General features: G+C 47.0%; 19 protein-coding genes and 1 tRNA gene. 14 read left to right on the forward strand and 6 right to left on the reverse strand.

Annotated elements, in window-relative coordinates:
• Positions 1 to 50: 50 nt before the first annotated feature.
• Positions 51 to 125 (forward strand) — tRNA-Arg (locus AC6H3C_RS18120).
• A 73-nt stretch (positions 126 to 198) separates the two neighbouring features.
• Here AC6H3C_RS18120 and AC6H3C_RS18125 read toward each other — a convergent pair.
• Both AC6H3C_RS18125 and AC6H3C_RS18130 read right to left on the reverse strand, forming a co-directional pair.
• Positions 199 to 1,182 carry an ISAon1 family transposase gene (locus AC6H3C_RS18125; RefSeq protein WP_497516388.1) on the reverse strand — a complete coding sequence of 328 codons (984 nt, stop codon included), beginning with the start codon at positions 1,180 to 1,182 and terminating at the stop codon, positions 199 to 201.
• Positions 1,148 to 1,537: an ISAon1 family transposase N-terminal region protein gene (locus AC6H3C_RS18130; RefSeq protein WP_497516387.1), complete on the reverse strand. Its 390-nt coding sequence runs from the start codon at positions 1,535 to 1,537 to the stop codon at positions 1,148 to 1,150. Before AC6H3C_RS18130 ends, AC6H3C_RS18125 begins: the two co-directional genes overlap by 35 nt.
• Before the next feature lie 296 nt (positions 1,538 to 1,833).
• Between AC6H3C_RS18130 and AC6H3C_RS18135 the strand changes: the two genes are divergently transcribed.
• The 3 genes from AC6H3C_RS18135 (at position 1,834) to AC6H3C_RS18145 (ending at position 3,070) form a co-directional block, all read left to right on the forward strand.
• Positions 1,834 to 2,076: a hypothetical protein gene (locus AC6H3C_RS18135; protein ID WP_497516887.1), complete on the forward strand. Its 243-nt coding sequence runs from the start codon at positions 1,834 to 1,836 to the stop codon at positions 2,074 to 2,076.
• A 100-nt stretch (positions 2,077 to 2,176) separates the two neighbouring features.
• The gene (locus AC6H3C_RS18140) at positions 2,177 to 2,668 is read left to right on the forward strand and encodes an SPOR domain-containing protein (RefSeq protein WP_497516889.1); all 492 of its coding nucleotides are present in this window, start codon (positions 2,177 to 2,179) and stop codon (positions 2,666 to 2,668) included.
• A 210-nt stretch (positions 2,669 to 2,878) separates the two neighbouring features.
• Positions 2,879 to 3,070: a hypothetical protein gene (locus tag AC6H3C_RS18145; protein ID WP_497516891.1), complete on the forward strand. Its 192-nt coding sequence runs from the start codon at positions 2,879 to 2,881 to the stop codon at positions 3,068 to 3,070.
• Between the two features lie 20 nt (positions 3,071 to 3,090).
• Here the strand turns inward: AC6H3C_RS18145 and AC6H3C_RS18150 are convergent, their stop codons facing one another.
• Positions 3,091 to 4,734, reverse strand: coding sequence for a SulP family inorganic anion transporter (locus AC6H3C_RS18150; RefSeq protein WP_497516893.1), 1,644 nt, complete (start codon positions 4,732 to 4,734; stop codon positions 3,091 to 3,093).
• Positions 4,735 to 5,044: 310 nt separating this feature from the next.
• On the opposite strand from AC6H3C_RS18150, the gene AC6H3C_RS18155 reads away from it, so the two are divergent.
• From AC6H3C_RS18155 to AC6H3C_RS18170, 4 genes are all read left to right on the forward strand, one after another.
• Entirely contained in the window at positions 5,045 to 6,457 is a 1,413-nt protein-coding gene (locus tag AC6H3C_RS18155) for a PQQ-dependent sugar dehydrogenase (protein WP_497516895.1), read from the forward strand.
• A gap of 36 nt (positions 6,458 to 6,493) precedes the next feature.
• The gene (locus tag AC6H3C_RS18160) at positions 6,494 to 7,621 is read left to right on the forward strand and encodes an MBL fold metallo-hydrolase (protein ID WP_497516897.1); all 1,128 of its coding nucleotides are present in this window, start codon (positions 6,494 to 6,496) and stop codon (positions 7,619 to 7,621) included.
• A 300-nt stretch (positions 7,622 to 7,921) separates the two neighbouring features.
• Positions 7,922 to 9,241: an SO_0444 family Cu/Zn efflux transporter gene (locus AC6H3C_RS18165; RefSeq protein WP_497516899.1), complete on the forward strand. Its 1,320-nt coding sequence runs from the start codon at positions 7,922 to 7,924 to the stop codon at positions 9,239 to 9,241.
• Positions 9,241 to 9,825 carry a methyltransferase family protein gene (locus AC6H3C_RS18170; protein ID WP_497516900.1) on the forward strand — a complete coding sequence of 195 codons (585 nt, stop codon included), beginning with the start codon at positions 9,241 to 9,243 and terminating at the stop codon, positions 9,823 to 9,825. The genes AC6H3C_RS18165 and AC6H3C_RS18170 overlap by 1 nt, the downstream gene beginning before the upstream one ends.
• A 33-nt stretch (positions 9,826 to 9,858) precedes the next feature.
• On the opposite strand, the gene AC6H3C_RS18175 is transcribed toward AC6H3C_RS18170, so the two are convergent.
• Positions 9,859 to 11,055, reverse strand: a complete 1,197-nt coding sequence (locus AC6H3C_RS18175) for a hypothetical protein (RefSeq protein ID WP_497516902.1) — start codon at positions 11,053 to 11,055, stop codon at positions 9,859 to 9,861.
• A gap of 128 nt (positions 11,056 to 11,183) precedes the next feature.
• Here AC6H3C_RS18175 and AC6H3C_RS18180 point away from each other — a divergent pair, with 128 nt between their 5' ends.
• From AC6H3C_RS18180 to AC6H3C_RS18200, 5 genes are all read left to right on the forward strand, one after another.
• Positions 11,184 to 13,937: a glycoside hydrolase family 2 protein gene (locus AC6H3C_RS18180; RefSeq protein ID WP_497516904.1), complete on the forward strand. Its 2,754-nt coding sequence runs from the start codon at positions 11,184 to 11,186 to the stop codon at positions 13,935 to 13,937.
• A 57-nt stretch (positions 13,938 to 13,994) separates the two neighbouring features.
• Positions 13,995 to 14,846, forward strand: a complete 852-nt coding sequence (locus AC6H3C_RS18185; protein WP_497516905.1) for a sugar phosphate isomerase/epimerase family protein — start codon at positions 13,995 to 13,997, stop codon at positions 14,844 to 14,846.
• Between the two features lie 18 nt (positions 14,847 to 14,864).
• Entirely contained in the window at positions 14,865 to 16,217 is a 1,353-nt protein-coding gene (locus AC6H3C_RS18190; RefSeq protein ID WP_497516907.1) for a Gfo/Idh/MocA family protein, read from the forward strand.
• 650 nt (positions 16,218 to 16,867) lie between these two features.
• Positions 16,868 to 17,686 (forward strand): dienelactone hydrolase family protein, encoded by an 819-nt coding sequence (locus AC6H3C_RS18195; RefSeq protein WP_497516908.1) that lies wholly within the window; start codon positions 16,868 to 16,870, stop codon positions 17,684 to 17,686.
• Positions 17,604 to 17,885 carry an OsmC family protein gene (locus AC6H3C_RS18200; RefSeq protein WP_497521276.1) on the forward strand — a complete coding sequence of 94 codons (282 nt, stop codon included), beginning with the start codon at positions 17,604 to 17,606 and terminating at the stop codon, positions 17,883 to 17,885. Before AC6H3C_RS18195 ends, AC6H3C_RS18200 begins: the two co-directional genes overlap by 83 nt.
• A gap of 171 nt (positions 17,886 to 18,056) precedes the next feature.
• Here the strand turns inward: AC6H3C_RS18200 and AC6H3C_RS18205 are convergent, their stop codons facing one another.
• A complete protein-coding gene (locus tag AC6H3C_RS18205; RefSeq protein WP_497516909.1) occupies positions 18,057 to 18,911 on the reverse strand; it encodes a hypothetical protein in 855 nt (284 codons plus the stop codon).
• A 351-nt stretch (positions 18,912 to 19,262) separates the two neighbouring features.
• Between AC6H3C_RS18205 and AC6H3C_RS18210 the strand changes: the two genes are divergently transcribed.
• Complete coding sequence (locus AC6H3C_RS18210; protein ID WP_497516911.1) at positions 19,263 to 19,709, forward strand: hypothetical protein; 447 nt, start codon at positions 19,263 to 19,265, stop codon at positions 19,707 to 19,709.
• Positions 19,710 to 19,763: 54 nt separating this feature from the next.
• Here AC6H3C_RS18210 and AC6H3C_RS18215 read toward each other — a convergent pair whose 3' ends face one another.
• On the reverse strand, positions 19,764 to 22,160 hold the full coding sequence (locus tag AC6H3C_RS18215; RefSeq protein WP_497516912.1) for an alpha-ketoacid dehydrogenase subunit alpha/beta: 2,397 nt from the start codon (positions 22,158 to 22,160) through the stop codon (positions 19,764 to 19,766).
• Positions 22,161 to 22,254: the final 94 nt, after the last annotated feature.

The raw sequence follows: 22,254 nt of genomic DNA on the forward strand, positions 1-22,254 counted from the left end.
TTTTGACGACGGGAAAAAGGAATGTTTTATTATTTTTGCATCGCTTTAAAGGTCCCATAGTTCAATGGATAGAATGTAAGATTCCGGTTCTTATGATCTGGGTTCGAATCCCGGTGGGATCACCAAAAACATGAAAAGCCGCTGAAATTCAGCGGCTTTCTTTGGATCAATTCAACTTTCTGGTGGAGCGAATCATTTTCACACATAAATTTTAGCTAATCGGAACAAGAAAAATGGGATATCTCTGACACCTCTTTGGGTAGCCCTAAATGCTTTGATTTTTGCATTGAACGATTCAGCCGAAGCATTTGTGCTCCGATTATCAAAATAGTTCAATATCTCGGGGTAATGAGAGTAGAAGGTTGCCGATATAGTATTGAAAGATTTGAAACCGGAGTCTGTTACATCGTTGAACCACTTTGCCATTTTGGTATACGCCACGCCTTTGTTTTTAGTGTTTGTAAAGATCATCCTTAATCCATGTACCAACCAGTATGCCTGCTTGATATCGGGATATAGCCCGAATAATAACTTTGCGCGTTCCTTTTGTTTTGGCGTCCATTTTTCAGCCGATTTGAACAACAGGTAGCGGCTACGGGCCAGCAGTTGTTTTTTTGTATCACCGTTCTGCAACTCCTCAGGGACATATTTTTTACCGTCAAGTTTAGCGTTTTCTTTGGCATTGGTCTCTTGGTTTATTGCATCCCAACGATGTGCTATACGAATCTCCTGAATCGCATCATTGGCCAGCTTCTGTACATGAAAACGGTCAATTACCCTTATGGCACATGGAAAACACCTTCTGGCGATCTTGTTCATCGATGCGGCCATATCAAGTGTAACTTCCCTGACCACTTCCCGTTCTTTTTTAGGGATACTGTTGAGCACCCTTATGACCTTTTCTGATGCTGTGCCTTCGATCATTGCCACAAGTGCGCCTTTGCGTCCTTTCCCGTCTTTATTGGTCACCACGGTGTAAAGGTCACCGTTTGAAAGGGCAGTCTCGTCAATGCTCAGGTGGGGTCCCAGGTTTCCGGGGTAAAGTATCCATTCGCGGGCATGATCCTTTTGATCCCAGTCCCTGTACCCGCTCAAATGTTCCTTGTACTGCTGGCCAAACCGGTCTCCATCAATATAATAATGTTTCTCAAGGCTGTTGCTGCTTATTGGGTAATTGTCCAAATAATCCTTTTAAAAAATCCGCGAAACTTTTGGTGTAACGCGTCCCCTCTGCTGTCAGGTTCCATGACTTACTGACCAGTTCTCCAGTGGCCTCCACCAACCACTTTCGCCTGCGTACGTGCAGAAATACAGCCTTCTTGCGGATAGGAAAGTCTTGGATAACAACCTCGGCATGAAATCCTTTTGATGTGAGCTTCTCATTGAGGTAAGCCTCAGGTTTATTATCAATCTCATCCAAGTATACATGCACTGCTTTATCTTCAACTTTGATGCTGATCACAGTAAAGTAATCGAATAACTCTTCTGGTAATAGTAACCGGATTAACTCCCGATATCGTGATTCTTGTTCTGCCATTGGTTAATATTTGGTGCAGAACAAAGATTATAATTTTTTACATTCCCCCTACAAAGTTCATTTGATCCCTTTCTTTTTTATTTTAACCTTGCAATACCCAACTGCCTGATTAAATACCTCCTCAAATCCGCCAATACAGGCAATCGCCTGATCAATACCGAATTCACGCGCAGTATAATCGAATAGATCTTTCCTCGAACACTTTATTACAGTACAATTGAAGGGAAAGTAGTTGTACCAAAGCGATTTTTCGCCAAGCCAGGGAACGATTGGTTTTCTTTTTATACTTTTGCAACATGTATTATTCCTATGTCATTTATAACCTCGAACATCACCGTTTCTATTACGGGCTGTGTGTTGATTTACAAAAGACCGAATTGGCTCACAATGAAGGTTTAATCGAGGAAACAAGGGGTATTTCGCCCTGGAATATGGTTTTTCACGAAGAAAATACCAGTAAACAACTTGCCATCAGGCGTGTCCGGTTTTACCGCACCCTGGGCGGACAACGGTTCCTTAAACGAAAACTGAACTTTTAGATTTCAACATCAGATAGTTAATAATCATTTTTGCCCAGCACAATAAGCTGATTTTCTTTTTTTGTAGATTTGTGATTGAAACCATTTAAATTATTTAACGATGAGAAGAATAATCATTGGAGCATTTGCATGTAGCCTTTTGTTTGTTGGATGTAAATCTTCACAGAAACTGAGTTCGGGCGATGCAACCGAAGCCGTGAGCCGGAGTGATCAGCAGCCAAAAGTTTTTTCGGCAACTGAACCCAAACCTGCTACCCGCGAAACCAGCACGACTAAATATGACCAACCTGCTGCACCTGTGCGTACGCAAACAGAAGCATTCAATTTTGCGCAAAAAGAGGATGCCAGTAAATATGACGGAAGCAGCTTTTTCGTCATTATCGGTAGTTTCAGTTCGCTTGACAACGCCAACCGTTACAAACAGGAACTGACTCCCCAAGGATTTAACCCGATTATTTTACACAGCGAAACCGGCTATTACCGGGTATGTGTAAATTCGTACACCGACGAGATGGCTGCCCGTCGGCGTGTTAACCAGATCCGTACCGATTTTCCGAAATATGCAGACACCTGGCTCTTGATTAAAAAATAATATCCCTTTATCACATCACAAAAAAGCTGATTACCCGATAACGCAGGTAATCAGCTTTTTTATGATGTACTTGTGCCAAATACCGGCAATTTTTAATAATTTACCAGGCAAGCTGCACCAAAACAAACAACGATTATGCAACTTAAGCCCAATATACTTCTTATTAACAGCGCCGAACCCAAAGTAACAACATTCTGACAGCCGATCGCAATGCTACTGGAAAAATACGGCGCTTCCTGCCAGCTGGCGGAATACCGGGAAAGCAAACAAAGTCCTGCTGCCCGTTTCAACGGAGTGATGATCACCGGATCTCCCCAAGGCGACGACATTGTTGAACAATTCATAAATCACCTCGTGTTCAGAAATTTTTTAACGATCGTGAAGCGAAGCATGTCTGCCTAAAACAACACATAAAGCCAATATTATTTCCTCGCTTCCAGAAGTTGATGGGCCTGTTTTAACGCTTGTTCAAACAAGGAGAACACATTCGACTTCTGAACCAGCTTAAAGAACCCGTGTTTTTCCAGTTCCTTCATCACCTTCGGCTGAACGCCTGATAAAATGACCTCTGTCCCGGTATGTTGAATCTCTTTCACGACATCCTTCAGGTTGTGCATGCCGGTTGAATCAATAAACGGCACGTGGCGCATCCGGATGATCAGTACATCCGATTTGACGCCAATGGATTTCAAGGTGGAACTGTATTGTTTGGCCGAGGCAAAAAAGAAAGGTCCGCTGATTTCGTAAATTCCAATTTCCTTTGGAACCGAAGAATAATTCTCCAGAATATCCGAATCGAGCTCAAAACCGGGCTGGGCGCCTGCATCGGCCATTCGTTTCATAAACAAAAGAGCCGACAACACAATACCAACTTCGATGGCAAAAGTTAAATCGATCAATACCGTTAACAGGAAGGTCACGAGCAAAATCAGCACATCGAAGGCCGAGCCCTTAAAAATATTAACGAACGAACGCCATTCGCTCATGTTATACGAAACTACAATCAGGATACCTGCCAGGCACGACATGGGAATCAGTTTGGCCCACTGGCCGAAAAACAACATGATAAACAACAGGGTGATGGCGTGAATAATGCCTGCAACCGGTGTACGTCCGCCGTTTTTTACGTTGGTCGCCGTACGGGCAATCGCTCCGGTAGCCGGGATACCACCAAAAAACGGAGTCACAATGTTGGCAACCCCTTGGGCGATCAATTCGGTATTCGAGCGGTGATTACTGCCAATCATCCCATCCGACACAACGGCTGACAATAAACTTTCGATCCCTCCCAACAAAGCAATGGTTAATGCCGGTGCAAAATACAGGTGTAACTGGTGTACCTCAATCGACGGGAATGTCAGGCTAATTGTCTGCGGAATATCGCCAAAAACCGACTCGATGGTTGAAACCGGCAAACTGAACACCTGAACAAGCAGGGTAACCAAAATGATGGATACAAATGAACCCGGAATTTTATTCGTAATTTTTTTGAAATAAACAGAAATCAAAATGGTAGCAACCGTAATGCCTAAGGCAAGCAGGTTGGTTTCACCCAAATGCGAAAAGTAAGCGCCCCACTTCGGCAAAAATTCCGAAGGCATATCGGCAATTTGTAAACCCATCGCATCCTTTATCTGGGTCGTAAAAATAACCAGGGCAATACCGCTGGTAAAACCCACGATTAAAGGGTGAGGAATAAACTTCAGCAAGGATCCCAGTTTGAGTAAACCAAAGATGACCAGAATTACTCCGGCAAGTATCGTCGAAATAATCAATCCATCCAGTCCGTAACTTTGAATAATGCCGTAGACGATTACGATAAATGCCCCCGTAGGACCACCAATCTGAACACGGCTGCCGCCCAACACCGAAATTAACAATCCGGCAACAATGGCCGTAACCAATCCTTTTTCGGGCGACACCCCCGAAGCAACGGCAAATGCAATGGCCAGGGGTAAAGCCACAATCCCAACAATAACCCCTGCAAAAGCGTCATTTGTGAACTGTTTCTTCGAATATCCCCGCCTTAAAACGCTAAACAATTTTGGATAGAATACCTGATTCATGATGTCTGAAAATTGATTTTGAAGGCGCAAATGTAGAGAGAAATCATTCCCGTTATCCTCTGAAACCGCTTTTTTTGACTTGTGTAAAGAAATATTAACCCTCGTGCAGAAACATCGGACACAATTCGCTCAATATAAAAGATATACCATGCAGCAATATTAAAAAAAACGGGGACTTCTGCAACCACCTGTGAGACGATATTTTTGCAAATCAGTTTTTCCTCAATTTGGCTTTATTAACAAAAAAGCCTTAACTTTTCATCTGTGGGTTTGTTAATTCTACGTTGATAAATTTAAACGCATCTAAATCATGAGTCAAAACTTCGCCAACTTATCTTTCTTTGCAGTTGCATGGCTTTTTGTACTTGGAAGTTGCTACATGGGTAACGGACAACAAAATGAACAAGCCATGCTGAAGGCAGCCGAAAACTATCAGAATTTTTGCGCCGGATGTCACGGTTACCAACTCGAAAAATTTGAAAATAAAGACTGGATGTATGGCGATGGCATTCAAAATGTCATCAACTCCATCACCCACGGGCAAGCCGAAATGGGGATGCCTGCTTTTGCAGTCACTTTTTCGAAAGAAGAAATAAAAGCCCTGGCCGGTTATGTAAAAACCGGAATCCCGAAAGATAAAGACAAACTCCAACCGGCCTTGTCGGCAAATGACCGGGTGGAATCGGAAGTACAAAATTTTCTGGTCGACACCGTTGTCAGTGGACTGGGGGTTCCCTGGGGAATGGAATTTCTCCCCAACGGCGATTTGCTGATCTCCGAACGGTCAGGGATACTTTACCGTTTTTCGGATAACCGGTTAACCAAAATTGACGGTGTTCCTGAGGTGATGGCCAAAGGTCAGGGCGGCTTACTCGATCTGGAACTTCACCCCGACTACGAAAATAACGGCTGGTTATACCTGGCCTACTCGGGCTTTGCCGATAATAACAAAGGAATAGCCTGCACCAACGTGATGCGGGCCCGGCTAAACGGCAATCAATTGACCGACCAGGAAATCATTTTTAACGGAGCGCCCGATACCGACCGGGGACACCATTGGGGATGCAAACTGGAATTCGACCGGAATGGCTACCTGTTTTTCGGAATTGGCGATCGCGGTCAGCATTTTGTATTTCCGCAGAGCCTGGACAATTCCAACGGAAAAATTCACCGGATTAAGGATGACGGCTCCATTCCCTCAGACAATCCGTTTATTGATACGCCGGGAGCCATGCCCAGCATCTACTCGTACGGGCACCGTAACCCGCAGGGGACCTGCATGGATCCCGAAACCGGCGAAATCTGGGTAACCGAACACGGCCCCATGGGAGGCGACGAACTGAACCTGATCAGACCGGGACTAAACTACGGCTGGCCGGTCATCTCCTACGGAATCAATTATGATGGTACCACCCTGACGGAGCTGACCGAAAAGGAAGGTATGGAACAACCCGTCACCTACTGGGTTCCTTCCATCGCCCCCTGCGGAACAACCTTTGTAAAGGGAAACCGATATCCAAACTGGAAAAACAACATCCTGGTCGGGTCGCTTCGCTTTCAGTATGTGGAACGCCTGGTTCTCGAAAACAACCGGGTAACTCACCAGGAAAAATTACTCGAAGGAATCGGACGCGTGCGGAACGTCGAAATGAGCCCGGAAGGCTTTATTTATGTGGCCATCGAAAATCCGGGAAAGATTGTACGGCTGATCCCGATCGAATAAAATAAAGACCCATTTTCAAAGCAAGAACAATTATTCATGAACTACAGAAAACTTATGTGGGTACTGTTCGTATTGTTATTCATTTTTTTAGCTGTCTTTTTAAGTATAAAACTGAATCCGGCATTCGGGGGAAAAGCTACCGGGGACCGGCTGGAGCTCATGATACAATCGCCAAATTTCAGTGACGGAAAGTTTCAAAATCCGGTAGAAACCGTTATGCAAACCGACGACATGCCTTTTTTCAAATTGATGAAGGAATTTTTCTTCACAAAGGGCGACCGTGTGCCGGCCGACACCATCCCGGTGATCCCGCTTAATCCGGAAAATTACAGCGAAAGAACAGGACCGGCGCGAATGACCTGGCTGGGACATTCGAGTGTGTTGATAGAGATTTCGGGAAAAACCATTTTGACCGACCCTGTTTTTGGCAAGCGGATTTCACCTTTTTCGTTTATCGGAACAAAGGCATTCGCTTATTCACATTCATACAAACTCACCGATTTACCACCGGTTGACCTGGTGTTGATCTCACACGACCACTACGACCACCTGGATTACGCCGTCATCAAACAGCTGGTAAATACTGATGTACCGTTTGTAACTGCATTAGGGGTCGGCGCCCACCTCGAGTATTGGGGCATCAGCCCCGAACGAATTACTGAACTGGATTGGTGGGAAAGCTATATCCTCGACGATGTATTGCTTTTTACCGCCACGCCCGCCAGGCATTTCTCCGGCCGGGGCCTAACCAATCGTTTCTCCACCTTGTGGGCCTCCTGGGTGATCGAAAGCCGGGACGAACGGCTGTTCTTCGGCGCCGACTCGGGTTATTATCCCGGATTTAAAGAAATCGGCGACAAATTCGGCCACTTCGACCTGGTTATGCTGGAATGCGGACAATACAGCCGTTACTGGCCCTTCATCCACATGTCGCCCGAAGAAACCGTCCGGGCAGCCCTCGATCTCAATGCAAAAGCCTTGTTACCCATCCATTGGGGTAAATACAAATTGAGCATTCATCCCTGGACCGAACCGGTAGAACGTTTGCTGAAAGCAGCCGAAGGTTCGCCGATACAGGTAACGACGCCCAAAATCGGCGAAGTTTTTACACTCGATAAAAGACTGCCCGACAGCAGATGGTGGCGAGAGGATGGCAAGAACTGATGGTTGGAGAATTGGCTATTGGTTATTGGATAATTGGTCATTGCTGCATGGAGCTTGGGGCTTGTTCTCTGCGAACTTTGCGCTTCCTGGCGTTCTCTGCGTTAAAAAGTGCCTTAGTTCCAAAGCGCCAAAGTAAAACTGCGACTGGAACTGAACACTGAACACTGAATACTGCGACTGTCTCCCGTCTCCCGTCTTCCTCTCTCCCTTTCTCCCTTCCTTGTCATTTTCAGTTCATTTTCCCGGTTAAAAGCTAAACAATTCTAATTTTGTACCGGTTAATATGAAAAAGAGATGACGATGACCGGTTTTGTGACGGATTATTTTTCGGAACTGATTTACTTGTTAAACGAAATGGCTCCCTGGCTGATCCTGGGGCTTATTTTCGCGGGCCTGCTGAAAGTATATTTTCCGCAGGACAAGGTGCAACGTTACCTGGGCAAATCCACGACCCGATCGGCCGTGAATGCCTCGTTGCTGGGTATTCCCATGCCGCTTTGCTCCTGCGGGGTTATTCCAACCGGTATTTCTTTTTTCCGCAACGGCGCCTCCAAAGGGGCAACCAACTCATTTTTGATATCGACCCCGCAAACCGGCGTCGATTCCATTCTGGCCACTTATGCCATGTTGGGATGGCCCTTTGCCATCCTGCGGCCAGTTATTGCGTTTATAACCGGCATCGGCGGCGGTATCCTGACCAATCTGTTTATCAAAGAAAAACCGGCAGCGGCAAATCCCTATTCCAATTTGAGGGTAGATACGGCCGCTCTTGGCAAAAAAGCAACTGATCCGTCCTGCAGCGATGCCTCCTGCGGGTGCCACGACGAGAAGAAACCCAAAGGCAACTCTTTCGTGCAGGCAACACATTACGCTTTTATTGAGCTTCTTCAGGACATTGCCAAATGGCTGATTATCGGGTTCCTGATCGCTGCCCTGATTTCGGTACTTTTACCTGACAACTTTTTCAGTTCATTTCAGGGAATGGGCTTACTTGAGATCCTGATCGTTCTGGCCGCCTCCGTACCCATTTATATTTGCGCAACCGGCTCTATCCCGATTGCGGCCGTACTGCTCATGAAAGGAGTATCTCCAGGTGCAGCGCTTGTTTTTTTAATGGCCGGACCGGCAACCAATGTGGCCACCATGGTGGTGATCGGTAACATCATGGGCCGTAAATCCCTGTTTGTTTACCTGGCGACCATTATTGGCGGAGCCACTTTATTCGGGCTATTAATCAACTGGCTGATTCCAAGGGAATTGTTCATGGAGCAAATCGTTCATATTCACGGCGACGGCGAACACGAAATGTTACCCAAATGGCTTCAAATTTCATCTTCGGTTCTGCTGGTGGGTTCACTCATCTTTGGTTATTTTTATGAACGCTACGAAAAAACAAAAAAAACACAGCTTATGGATTTCAAAACAATAAAGGTTGAAGGAATGACCTGTTCTCACTGCGAAGCCAGCGTGAACCGAAACCTGTTGAAACTGGATGGTATTGATGAAGTTTTTGCAGACAAAAATACCTCCGAAGTTAAAATAGCCGGAGAGAAAATTGATCTGAAAAAAATAGAACAGGTCATTGCCGAAATTGGTTATCAATACAAAGGAGAAGTCTAATGTCTCTTATTCAGGCCGCATTGGTTGTATGTTGCAGTTTGCCGGCTCTAGCTACGGTTTTGTTGGGCTATCAGTTGCTGCGTAATGGGCAGGGCATTTTCGGACGACCCACCATCGTCGCCTGGCTATTCTATCCGGTCAAACTCATCGTCGTTGCTGTGATGACTTCACTTTCTGCATCTGCTTTTTTCCCTGGCTTCTTTTTGTACTTCCCCTGGCTGATTCAGAATGAAATACCTGAGGTTCAGAAATTAATGGCCATCGTTTTCCTGATGGGGGGCAACCTGCTGCTCATCCCGGCTTATTATACCATGAGCATCTTTACGCGCGTTGGGCTGCCCGCCTCACCGCATGCCCTTCAAACAAAAGGGGTTTTCAGTATCAGCCGGAACCCGATGTACGCCAGTTTTATCTTTTTACACACGGCCTGTTTTCTGCTTATTCCCAGCTTGTTGTTGCTGATATTAATGATTTTCAACCAACTGGTTCACCATGTCATCATTCTGAAAGAAGAAAAATTTCTGGAAGATCAATTTCACGAAGAATACTTATCTTATAAAAAAGATACGGCCAGGTATTTATAAACAAAAGCTGGATATCGCGCTGTTCGTTTTGGCTTATTTCCGCGCGATGGTCACCAGTTCCATCGTATAGCCGGTACGCTCCCACCCGCTCACTTTAAACAATGCCGTAAATTCATGCTCGTAAAGCTGGTTGCGGGCATAAAAACCGGCCAGCGAATCCTGATCGGTAAAATATTCCACGATGCGAATAACCCCGATATCGTTGTCGGAAATAAACAAAGCCATGTCTGTTCCGTTAGGGCCTCTCATCCTCGAAACAATCGTATAATCAATCATCTGCGGGTCACCCTGCGACGTATATAATTTCAGCTCATCAGATTCCGGATCAGTTATCTTCAGCCTGCTCTCCGAAATTTCGATATTCGGGAAAGCATTGCTGAACACATTGCGCAAAAAACCCATTGTTTTAAACTGCCCGATATAAATGATATTCTCCGAGTTCACTTTCGACTTGTCCCATTCGGAGTTTAGCATCAGGTTAAAGGACGTATGGTTCCGCGACAAAAGTTCGCTGATCATTTTCGTGCAATAGGGCCCCATTTTAGTAATGTAAGGATACCGGTTCGGGATCATGCCCGAAGCCTGTTCAGGGTGTTGCTGGATATGACGGGCAAATTCCTGTTCGGAGTTGATCGAGAAGTCGCGGATAATTCCCGAACCGCCTGTCGGCAAGGAAGACGAAATGGTAAAATGGTCGCCAATCAATACCGTCAACGGATAATCTGTGGCCACAAAGCCGTCCCAAAATCCGTCGTTTCTTTTCTGTCCGGCGGTTTTGATCAAAATAAACGACAGGATAAGCACCAGCAGGATCAATAGAATAAAAACCAACCTTCGTTTCGGGAAGCGCGATTTTTTTGTAACGCGGGTTGAGAACGAAACCTGGTACTGTCCTTTCTCAATTTCGAAGAGGAGATCATCGGTCTTGCCTTCGGTGGCATAATAAACGTCCAGCTTCTTCCGGAGGTTATGCACGTAAACGCGCACTTTTGTGTCGTTTCGGACCGGATCGTACGCCTTACCGAAAATTTCACTGCCAATCGTAGTTTCCTTCAGTTTAATTCCTTCCAGCGTGGAATTTACCAACAGGTTAAGCAAAGATACATTTACCCCGGAACGCGAAAATTGTTTGCTTTCCACGATCTTCTGCAATTGGTCCAATATGAGTTGTTTGTCAGGCATGCGGTAATTTAGCGATGTCCAAATATAATGAAAAACCATTTGTTTCATACTCGGAAACAATTATTTAGCCGTTTCCGAAAAATCTGTTTTTAACGGTTAAAAGAACGTGATTTATTGCTATCGGTAGCCCGGTTTTGCCGAAACAAGACTAACTTTCATCCTAAAATGGAAAAAAAATGAAACTACTCACACTAAACCTCTTCCTGATTTTATCGGTTAGCCTGTTTGCACAACAGACGGAAACCCGCTATCTCTCCGGCACCGGCGCAGACCAGACCGTGGATTGGGAGTTCTATTGTTCTGCCGGGATGAACAGCGGCTCCTGGACCAAAATTCCCGTACCATCGTGCTGGGAGCAACAGGGCTTTGGCAGCTACAACTACGGTCACGATCCGTTTGAGAAGCGCCTGAACGAAACCGGACAATACAGGCACCGCTTTTCCATTCCGCAGGCATGGAAAGACAAAACAGTTGAAATGGTGTTTGAAGGAGTAATGACCGACGCCGAAGTAAAAGTCAACGGCAAATTAGCCGGGCCGGTCCATCAGGGCGCATTTTACCGGTTTAGTTACGACATCACCAAGCTGTTAAAATATGGACAAGAAAATCAACTGGAGGTTTTTGTCAAAAAACATTCAGACAATTTATCGGTTAGTCTGGCCGAACGAAAAGCCGACTTCTGGATATTTGGCGGTATTTTTCGTCCCGTCTACCTTCAGGCTAAACCCAAGTTACACATTCAGCGCGTAGCCGTTGATGCCCGGGCCAACGGCGAATTCAAAGCCGATGTCTTCCTCTCGCCCGCAACCAAAACCGGGAAAGTACGTGTGGAGATCCGCGATCTGGCCGGAAAACCCCAGGCTGTTTTTGAGAAGCCAATTGGTAGCGCTATTGAACGGATTGATGGACATTTGAGCGATCCTCAAACCTGGTCACCCGAATTTCCAAATCTGTATACCGCGGTTTTCAGCATCCGGGATAAAAACAATCAAACCATACACGAACACCGGGAGCAGATCGGCTTCCGGACGGTTGAGGTGCGCGAAAGCGACGGGATTTACGTCAACGGCGTGCGTATTAAAATGAAAGGCGTCAACCGGCATACCTTCCACCCGAAATACGGACGAACCTCATCCAAAAACTTAAGCATCGCGGCAGTGAACCTGATGAAAAACATGAATATGAACGCCGTTCGCATGTCGCATTACCCACCCGACAAGCACTTTCTGGAAGTCTGCGATTCGCTGGGACTTTTTGTGCTCGATGAACTGACGGCCTGGCAAAAACCTTCGTACGACGACCTCGTTGGGCGGAAGCTGCTGGAAGAGTTGATTGCCCGCGACCTAAACCATCCCTGCGTTATTCTGTGGGACAACGGCAACGAAGGAGGCGAAAACAACCAGCTGAACGACGCCTTTGCAGAACTGGACATTCAGCAACGCAAAGTACTGCACCCCTGGCAGGATTACGAGCTGACCAACACCCTGCACTACATCGATTACGATTACCTGGCCTTGGATGGCTTCAGCAAACGAAAAATATTCTTCCCCACCGAGTTTCTGCATGGTTTGTACGATGGAGGACATGGCGCGGGGCTGGATGATTACTGGCAAAAAATGTGGAGCGATCCGCTTTGTGCAGGCGGTTTCCTGTGGGTATTTGCCGACGAAGCCGTCGAACGCACCGACCGGAACGGAGAACTCGACACCGACGGCAATCACGCGCCCGACGGCATTCTGGGCCCCTACCACGAAAAAGAAGGAAGTTTTTATACCATCAAAGAAATCTGGTCGCCGGTGTATTTCGAAAAAAAATACATCAACCCTTATTTCGACGGGACCTTCAACATCGAAAACCGTTACCATTACACCAATCTCAACCAGTGTCATTTCACGGCGGAATGGCTGAAGTTTTCCAATCCGGGCGGCCATCTCTCCGAGTTGGTTGTGCAGTCACAAAACCTGAAGGCAGACCTCCCGCCCGGAAAAACCGGGGCACTGAACGTTGATCTGATCGCCGGCTGGGCTTCGTGCGATGCCTTACGCATCAGTATGACCGATCTTTACGGGCGCAAGCTGAACAGCTGGAGCTGGCCGGTGAAACGGGCCCGCGACCTGGCTGGCGAACAATTAGCGTCGCTCCCCGGCCGCCGGCCGCAGCTCGAAGAAACGGCATCGGACTACCACGTAACAGCCGGCGAACTGGAAATCAGCATACGGAAAAAAGACGGCGCCATTGCGCAAATCCGGAATAAAGGGCAAATAATCCCCCTTGCAAACGGGCCGGTGTTTGTAAGCAACGAAAAGGTTGTAACAGAAGTCACGCACGCCTTCACCGGCGAGAGCCTCGAGATCAGGACGATGTTTGAAAATGGCGATTCGTTCACCTGGAGCATCCCGGGCAACGGCAGCCTGAACCTGCATGTCGCTTACGAACCGGCCGGTGGTTGCGAGTTTGCCGGAATCAGTTTCGACTTTCCCGAAAAACATATTTCGGGGATAAAATGGTTGGGCAACGGTCCGTACCGGGTGTATAAAAACCGGATGAAAGGGGCGAATTTTGGTTTGTGGGAAAAGTCGTTTAACCAAAGCATCACCGGGGAATCGGGTTTTGAATACCCCGAATTTAAAGGCTATCATGCCAACATGTACCGGGCCGAAATACAAGGTAACGAAACGCCCGGTTTCACAGTCTATATTAAAAGCGACGACATTTTCCTGAAAATGCTGACGCCCGGTGAGCCCGCTGCTCCTGCCAATACAAAAATCAGCTATCCCAAAGGCGATATTTCCTTTTTGCACGGAATCAACGCCATTGGCACTAAGTTTATGAAAGCCGACAGGCTGGGACCGCAGTCATCAACCTACTATTTTAACCCCGCCAAAATACACGGGGAAAAATTGCTGATGGATCTGACATTTACCTTTTAGCAGCAGTCGGATCCATCTGCGTAAAAACCTGTTAATTTCTCATGTAACGAAAAAAGTATGTATCCAAAACTAATCATCACAGGCCTCATCCTGTCATCGTTTACAACGGTTGACCCTTCGCCGGCTAAGGAGGACTTTTTGCAAAGCATTGGCGTGTGCACAAAATTCAGCCAGGCAGCCATGCTCGAAACCTCGGGCTATGATTACATAGAAGAAAGTGTCGGCAGTTTTTTGATGCCGTCGAAAACAGAAGAAGAGTTCGACCTGACGCTCGGACAAGCCAGACAAGCGCCCCTGCCGGTATTGGTTTGTAATGGTTTTATCCCCGGAAACTTAAAAAGTGTCGGCCCCGAAGCAGCCCATCCCGAAATACTCGATTACATGGAAACTGCATTTCGCCGGGCACAAAAGGCCGGCGTTGAATACATTGTTTTTGGCAGCGGCGGATCACGGGCCATTCCCGAAGGTTTTCCGCGCGATGAAGCCCGCCGGCAATTTATTAGTCTTTGTACGGCCATGTCTCCGATTGCCGCCAGGTACGATATCGTGGTCGTGCTGGAGCCGCTCAACAAAAAAGAATGCAATTTTATCAACTCGCTTACCGAGGGCGGCGAAATCGTCAAAGAAGTCGGCCACCCGAATTTCAGGCTTTTAGCCGACATTTACCACATGCTGATGGACGATGAAGGCCCGGAAAGCATTTTAAAATACGGACAGCTGATCAGGCACGTACACCTGGCCGAAAAAGAAGAGCGTGCGGCTCCCGGCACCCGCGGCGAAGATTTCAGGCCTTATTTTGACGCGCTAAAGAAGGTGAACTATCAGGGAAAATTGTCGATTGAATGCCGGTGGAAGGACCTGGCAACGGAGGCAGCAACGGCTATCGAAGCAATCAGAAACCAATTATAAACTCTAAAACCTGCAAATATGGATCATTCAAGACGATCGTTTGTGAAAAAATCGGTCCTTGGCGCTGCCGGGATCACCATTGGCGGCATGGGCATGTCGGCCAAAAGTTACGGAAACATCCTGGGAGCCAACGACCGGGTCAGGGTGGGCATACTCGGATTTTCGAACCGGTTTAAAGATTCGCTGGGAAAAGCCTTCCTGAAATATGCCGAAGAAATGAATTTTGAATTTTTTACCATTTGCGATATTTGGAACCGCCGTCGCGACGAAGGGCAGGCCTGGCATCAGGAAGCCGCCGGACGAACGATTGGCGTAGCCAGAAACACCGACGAACTGTGGGAGCAAAAACCCGATGCGGTCATCGTCAGTACGGCTGATTTTCAACATGCCCTCCACCTGGCGGAAGCCGTAAGAGCGGGAGCCCATGTTTATTGCGAGAAACCTTTCGCCGAAACCATGGACGACGCCAACGAGGGACTGAAAGCCGCCAAAGAAACGGGCAAGGTCATTCAGATTGGTTCGCAACGACGCTCGGGGCCCAACTATCATGCGGCATACGATTACATCCGGTCGGGCAAATTCGGCAACATCATTGCCGTGGAGATGACCTGGAATGTCAACCAGCCGGGGCGGTGGCGCCTACCTGAACTCACTTCGCAAATCAGGGAATCGGACACCGACTGGAAACGCTACCTGATGAACCGCCCGTATGAACCGTGGGATCCCCGCAAATACCTCGAATATCGCCTCTTCTGGCCCTATTCGTCAGGCATTCCGGGGCAATGGATGGCCCACCAGATTGATACGGTACACTGGTTCTCCCACCTGGAACATCCGCGTTCGGCAGTAGCCAACGGCGGTATTTACCAGTGGAAAGACGGACGGAGCAATTTCGACACCATGACTGCCGTATTCGACTACGGCCCGGCCGATAAACCGGATGAAGGCTTCCAGGTGATTTACTCGTCGCGGCAAACCAACTCGGCGGGCGGAATCAAGGAATGGTATTTCTCCAATGGCGGAAAACTCGACCTCGACACCAACAAGGTGAACGCCGACGGCGGCTTAACCGAACGGCATGCCGCGGCCATGGGAAAACAGGCCTTTTTGCTTGACGAATTCGACCTGCCCCAAATTAAAGTGGAAGCAGGCGCCACCACCGGCTCCGACCCCCTCACCAACGCGCATATGAAAAACTGGATGGATTGCGTACGCAAAGGCGATGTAAAAACCAATGCCCCGGTCGAAGCCGGTTACAGCCATTCCATTGCCAACATCATGGTAACAGCGGCCCTGCGTACCGGCATGCGCGCCACCTTCGACGCAAAAACAAAACAGGTAATGGCCGGCGGAAAGGTGTTCAAATACTGAGGCTACAGTTATTGAACCCGATGCGGGCTTCTGTGTTGTGCATAGCTTTTTGGAGGCTGTATCAGAAGTCTTGAATAGAGTCATCCTGTCCGGCAGTTGCCGGATCAGGATCTCAACCCATTGAATGACAGGGACTTTTGATACAGCCCCTTTAAAGTCCCTTCAGGTGATTTAGGGGTTTTTGACTTTTCGGAGTGAACTCAATCCTGAAAGGATTAAATAGGAATAACCGCGGGATTTCCTTTCAAAATCCCCTTCCTTTGGATGGGTCATGGGCAACTTCTTTGCAAATGCACGTTACAATTAGATCATTTGACAGCTGTCAAATTCATATCCAACAGTTGTCAAACGCTTGTACAACAAATGTCAAACAATCGTTTAACGTATGTCAAACAGTTAACCTATTCTTATTTAAGGGACTATATAAAAGGAATCATTCATTTGTTTTCCACTGCTTTTTGCTTAATTGGATCGTTGATCCCAGGCCTTTTCTACCCGCTAACGACTGAACGGAATCAAACACTTCCCTCCGCTTCTGCGCGGGAGCGGGGGAAAAGATTCTTTCCAATGAAAACGGGATTATTTCTTTCGGACATAAAACAAGCAGGTTTATTGATTGTTAAAAGTTTGGTAACCAATCATTAAAATTTATGAAAAAGCTATTTAACCTGTTGTTTTTTGTACTGATATTATCCGGTTTACAGGGGCAGGACTTTGCCCTGAAACAGCTTGAAAACTCGCCCCGCCACCACGAATGGGTAAAGGTAAGATCGGGTGACCGGGAGGTCAACTGTTTTGTGGTTTTTCCTGAAATTTCGGATAAAGCGACCGTGGCCGTTGTGATTCACGAAAACCGTGGCCTGACTGATTGGGTGCGAAGTTTTTCCGACCAACTGGCAGAAGCGGGCTATATTGCCGTTGCGCCCGATTTGCTTTCAGATTTTTCTCCGCAATACAAAAAAACCAACGATTTCCCCAATTCAGATGATGCGCGAAACGCCATTTACGAGCTGGATGCCGGCCAGGTAAAAAATGATTTGAATGCTGTGCAAGCCTATGCCGAAGGGATACCGGCGGGCAACGGAAAAACGGTATCGGTCGGCTTTTGCTGGGGAGGCATGCAAAGTTTCCGTTTTGCCACGTATAACCACAAATTAAAAGCGGCCCTGGTTTTTTATGGCAGCGCACCGGAGACGGCGTCAGAAATAGCAAAGATCAGTACAATGGATCAACGGCGGACACTGCCAAACAGAGATCAAGGAGTTTTACGGCGCCAAATCGGAAGACAATTCGAGAGAGAAGGCCTTTGTTTTGGAAGGCGGCGAGCCACCTGTGCTGCTTGGACAAAACAACGGTCCGAATGCCGTAGAGGCAGTCCTGCATGCCATCGCATCCTGTTTAAGTGTAGGTTTTATTTACAATGCAGCAGCCCGTGGCATCCATGTACGGTCGTTGGAATTTATAACTGAAGGCCGCCTGGATTTACATGGTTTTCTTGGCCTTTCTGATACGACAAGGCCCGGATACGAGGGCATCACCGTTCGTTACAAGGTGGATGCAGACGCGTCAAGGGAAAACCTGACAGAACTTTGCAACTATGTACAGCAGACTTCACCGGTGCTGGATATCCTTCGAAATCCGGTACCCGTAAACGTAGAAATGGAATGATTCTACTTGTATTTTAAAAGAAGGCAGACGGCATTGCAGATGTCAAGTCGCAGTAATTCTGCTCAACTTGCAATAGCCGACTTCCTTCCAATTTTTAAAGCTTTACAAAATTTGCAACAAACTCCAGCCTGCCCTTCGTTTGGACGAAGCGATGATGAGGAAAATGGGGTCTTACTCTTTATTCCTAAATCCCCTAAACTTCAATGATACTTCGTTAATAATTTGTCCCGGGTATTTTTCCTTGTATATGTCCGTTAAGTCTTGAGTAAACTGAAAATATTTCCCTTCACCATATTTCCCTTCATCATCCTCTTCCGGAACCAAATTGTAGTTGAATGTTAGATTATTGTAAGTGAACGATAAATCTGTCAAGTCTGAAGTATTGGTTGATATAAATGTCCCGTTAGAAATTTGCCCCGACAATTCCTTGAGTTGATAGGTACCACTTGTTAATGTATTACATGCGAGTGTTAGCGGCCGCATGCTAAGGTTATATTTTGCGTCCAGGTCGTCCGTGATTTCAGTTTTCAGGATATCATCATCTACATCTATGATGTAGGTTGTGGTCCCCAATGAAATAATTGTATAATCGATCATTGGAACTTTGACATAAAAACCAGCAAGATAATAGTCGAAATCATCTACTTTAAAGTTCACAAATACGGATATTCCAAAAACACCTGACTTGTTGGTAGAAAAAAGGTACTGATAATTTCCTTTATCCTCGAAATTGAACGGATCTATTCCTGTCTGGGAATTATCACGGGCATAGTCCAACGAATAATCCAAAACTTCGGAAGCGTCCGATATATCAACATAAAGCAAAAAAGTATCCGCTAAAGCGATTGTCACGATATCTTTATCATTCAACAGTTCCCTATTTACTCCATCTAAAGAGTAATAAACTTGAACTTTATTGGTTCCTTCTTCAGGTTCATCAGGATCATCCGATCCAGAATCTTTACTGCAAGTAAATGTCAATAATAAAATGAGAATAATGTAAATAATTCGAAAATACTTTTTCATGGCTTTTTTTTAATCTCACATAAAAGTAACTATATTTATCCGTACTGTTAATATTAAAATAAATTAAGTATACTAAATCGTTTGAATTTTCCTATTGCCAGTTCTTTATATTTGAAAGTACCTGTTTTAGTTTTATCGCAAATTCATATGTTAATTCGAGTAATGGACTTATTGGTTACCCTCCTGTCGGTACTTTTTATTATATGTCATCATTATGTCCATCCCGACAGGCCCTTCGTTACCGCTTCTCTCAAACGAAAGGTTTGTTGTTTTGGGCTTTCAACCCGTCATGCCACCTCCGAAACGTTCTGCTTTGCTTCTTCGTAAAGTTTCTAACAAATACAGGATGCAATGATCACCACTTATTTTTTACTGGCTCTTTTCGGTATTGCCATGGCTCACCTGGAAGGCGTAGTTGTAGTTTACCTGCGAAAGGCGATCGGAATGATCGACGGGGACGAGGGCAATACGGATGCGCTGGAAAAAATACCTCCGCGTTACATCAGCATCGAAAAAACAAGGGAAGCAGCAACGATTATGATGCTGGTGACATTGGCCCTGCTGGTGGGAGGAACAGAACTTGACAAGCTCCTCGTTTTTCTGTGGACATTCGCCTTCTGGGATCTGTTTTATTATCTTTCGCTTTATCTGCTGATCAAATGGCCGCCAAAGCTGACCTCCATGGACGTGCTTTTCCTGATTCCCCGCCCCTGGATTGCGCCGGTTTGGTTGCCAATCGGAATTTCATCGGCTACAATCATTCTTATCGCTTTTTTGTACCTGGCTCCTTTTTTGTAAAGCAGGCGAAAAAAGACGAATAAAATCTGCCGTTCTGCCGTTGGAAGTAGTTGCCTAAAATAATTCAGGAAAGCGCTTCACATCGGTTTCGTGCATCATTTGGTAGATGGTTTCGAAAATCCGTTCCACGTTGGGTTTCGAGAAATACTCGCCGTCGATACCGTAAGCCGGACGGTGTTCCATAGCCGGAAGCGTTCGCGGAGCCGTATCGAGGTAGTTGAATGCCTGTTGTTCTTCCAGCACTTTCTGCATCATATAAGCCGTACCTCCGCCCGGAACATCTTCATCGACAAAAATTACTTTATGGGTCTTTTTCACCGATTCCAGAATCAGGTGGTTCACATCAAAAGGCATCAGTGTTTGCACGTCAATCACTTCCACCGAGATGTTTTTCACCTCCTGTAACAGGTGAGCCGCTTTTACGGCGTGATGCGCATTCCAGCCGTAGGTCACCAGGGTGACGTCGGAGCCTTCGTGCAGAATTTCGGGCAGGCCGAGCGGCACCCGGAACTCGCCGGGGTTGGCAGGAAGTTTTTCTTTGACATTATAGCCTTTCAGGGGTTCAATCACCAGGGCCGGGTCGTTGGCTTCGAGCAGGGTATTGTAAAAACCGGCGGCCTGGGTCATGTTGCGGGGCACGCACAGGTAAACGCCGCGCATCGAGCCCAGAATCATTTGCATGGGCGAACCGGCGTGCCAGATTCCCTGTAACTGGTGACCGCGCGTGCGGATAATCAGCGGGGCTGCCTGCCTGCCCATGGTGCGGTATTGCAAACTGGCCAGATCGTCGCTCAGGGTCGACAAGGCGTAAATCAGGTAATCGAGGTACTGGATTTCGGCAATGGGACGGAAACCTCTCAGCGCCAGCCCGATTCCCTGGCCAATGATGGTCGTTTCGCGAATGCCGGTATCCGAAACCCGCTCTATACCATATTTCTCCTGCATTCCTTTCATGCCCTGGTTTACATCGCCCAGTTTGCCGGTATCTTCGCCAAAAGTGATCAGGTTGGGATGTTTGGCAAAAAGCAGGTCGAAATTTTTATTAAGAATATCGGAGCCGTTCAGTTCAATGGAATGTTCGTGGTATTCGGCCGGAACTGCTTTAACATTCAGGGCCGAATCGCGGCCTTCGCGGTAAAGTTGCCCGTTGTAAAAACGTTTGGTCCGTTTCTGAAAACCTTCGGTCCACAACCGTAATTCTTCTTTTTCGGGTTGAAAATCCGGAAAACCGTGCAGTTCAAATGCCACTCGTTTGGCCAGACTAAACAAAGCCCGGCGCGTTGGAAACACTTTCTGCCGGATACTTTCGAGCTCGCCGGTATGATCGAGCCGACCGTCTGAATGGGTTTTCAGGTGATACAGGATAGCCGACAGGCTTTCGGTTTCCTCCGTGAAACTGTCGGTATAATGGTTCCAGGCATTGTCGCGGGCCTTTCGGGCTGTTCTGGCCGCCTGTTTTTCAATCTTAGCCAGCGTTTCCGAATCGGTTTCGCCCGTATTGAGCAACCACTTTTTAAACTGGTTCAGACAGTCGAATTCATTTTCCCAATCCAAACGCTCTTTCGTTTTATAACGTTCGTGCGAACCCGAGGTGGAATGGCCCAGCGGCTGGGTAACGTCTTGTATGTGAAACAAAACCGGAACCTGGGTGTCGCGGCAACGGGCTACACCTTCGGCAAAGGTTTTCAGCAGGGCCGGGTAATCCCATCCTTTGCAGGTATAAATTGAAATGCCGTTCGTCTTCTTTTCTTTTCTGAATCCGGCTAAAGCCTCCGAAATACTGGCTTTCGTGGTTTGCAATTCGCCGGGAACGCTGATGCCAAAACCGTCGTCGTAAACTGCCACCGCCAATGGCACCTGCATCACACCGGCCGCGTTGATGGTTTCAAAAAACATGCCTTCGGAGGTGCTGGCATCGCCAATGGAGCCAAAAGCAACCTCCGTACCGTTGATGTTGTTTTTCAGGAAAGCCTTCATGCCGGGTTTTTGCCTGACGATTTTCGAAGCCTGCGCCATTCCCAGCAAACGCGGCAATTGCCCGGCGGTAGACGAAATATCGGACGCCGAATTGTAGCGCCCGGCCAAATCCCTGATTTCTCCGCTTTCATCAATATTTTGGGTGCTGAAATGATTATTGAAATTTCGGCCACCCGTAGAAGGGTTGAAATTAAAATCGGTATCGCCGTAAATCATGGCAAAAAACTCTTCGGCTTGCAGCAGGCCCAGGGCCAGCATAAAGGTTTGATCGCGGTAATAACCCGAACGCCAGTCGCCTTCGCGAAAAGTTTTGGCATAAGCAATCTGGGCCAGTTCTTTCCCGTCGCCGAAAATACCGAAGTGGGCCCTTCCGTTATGCACTTCGCGGCGCCCAAGTAAACTTAACTGACGGCTCAAATGGGCCAGGTAATAATCGTCTAATGCGGTAGGTATAAGTTTATCTGATGTTTCCAAAAGGTCCGTTTTTTCCTGATACATTGCTTTCATTTTGAATATTTCGATCAACGCCTGCAATCTCCAATCATTTCGCGCCGACAGCTTAACGCCG

Source organism: Gaoshiqia sp. US2, from assembly GCF_059705485.1.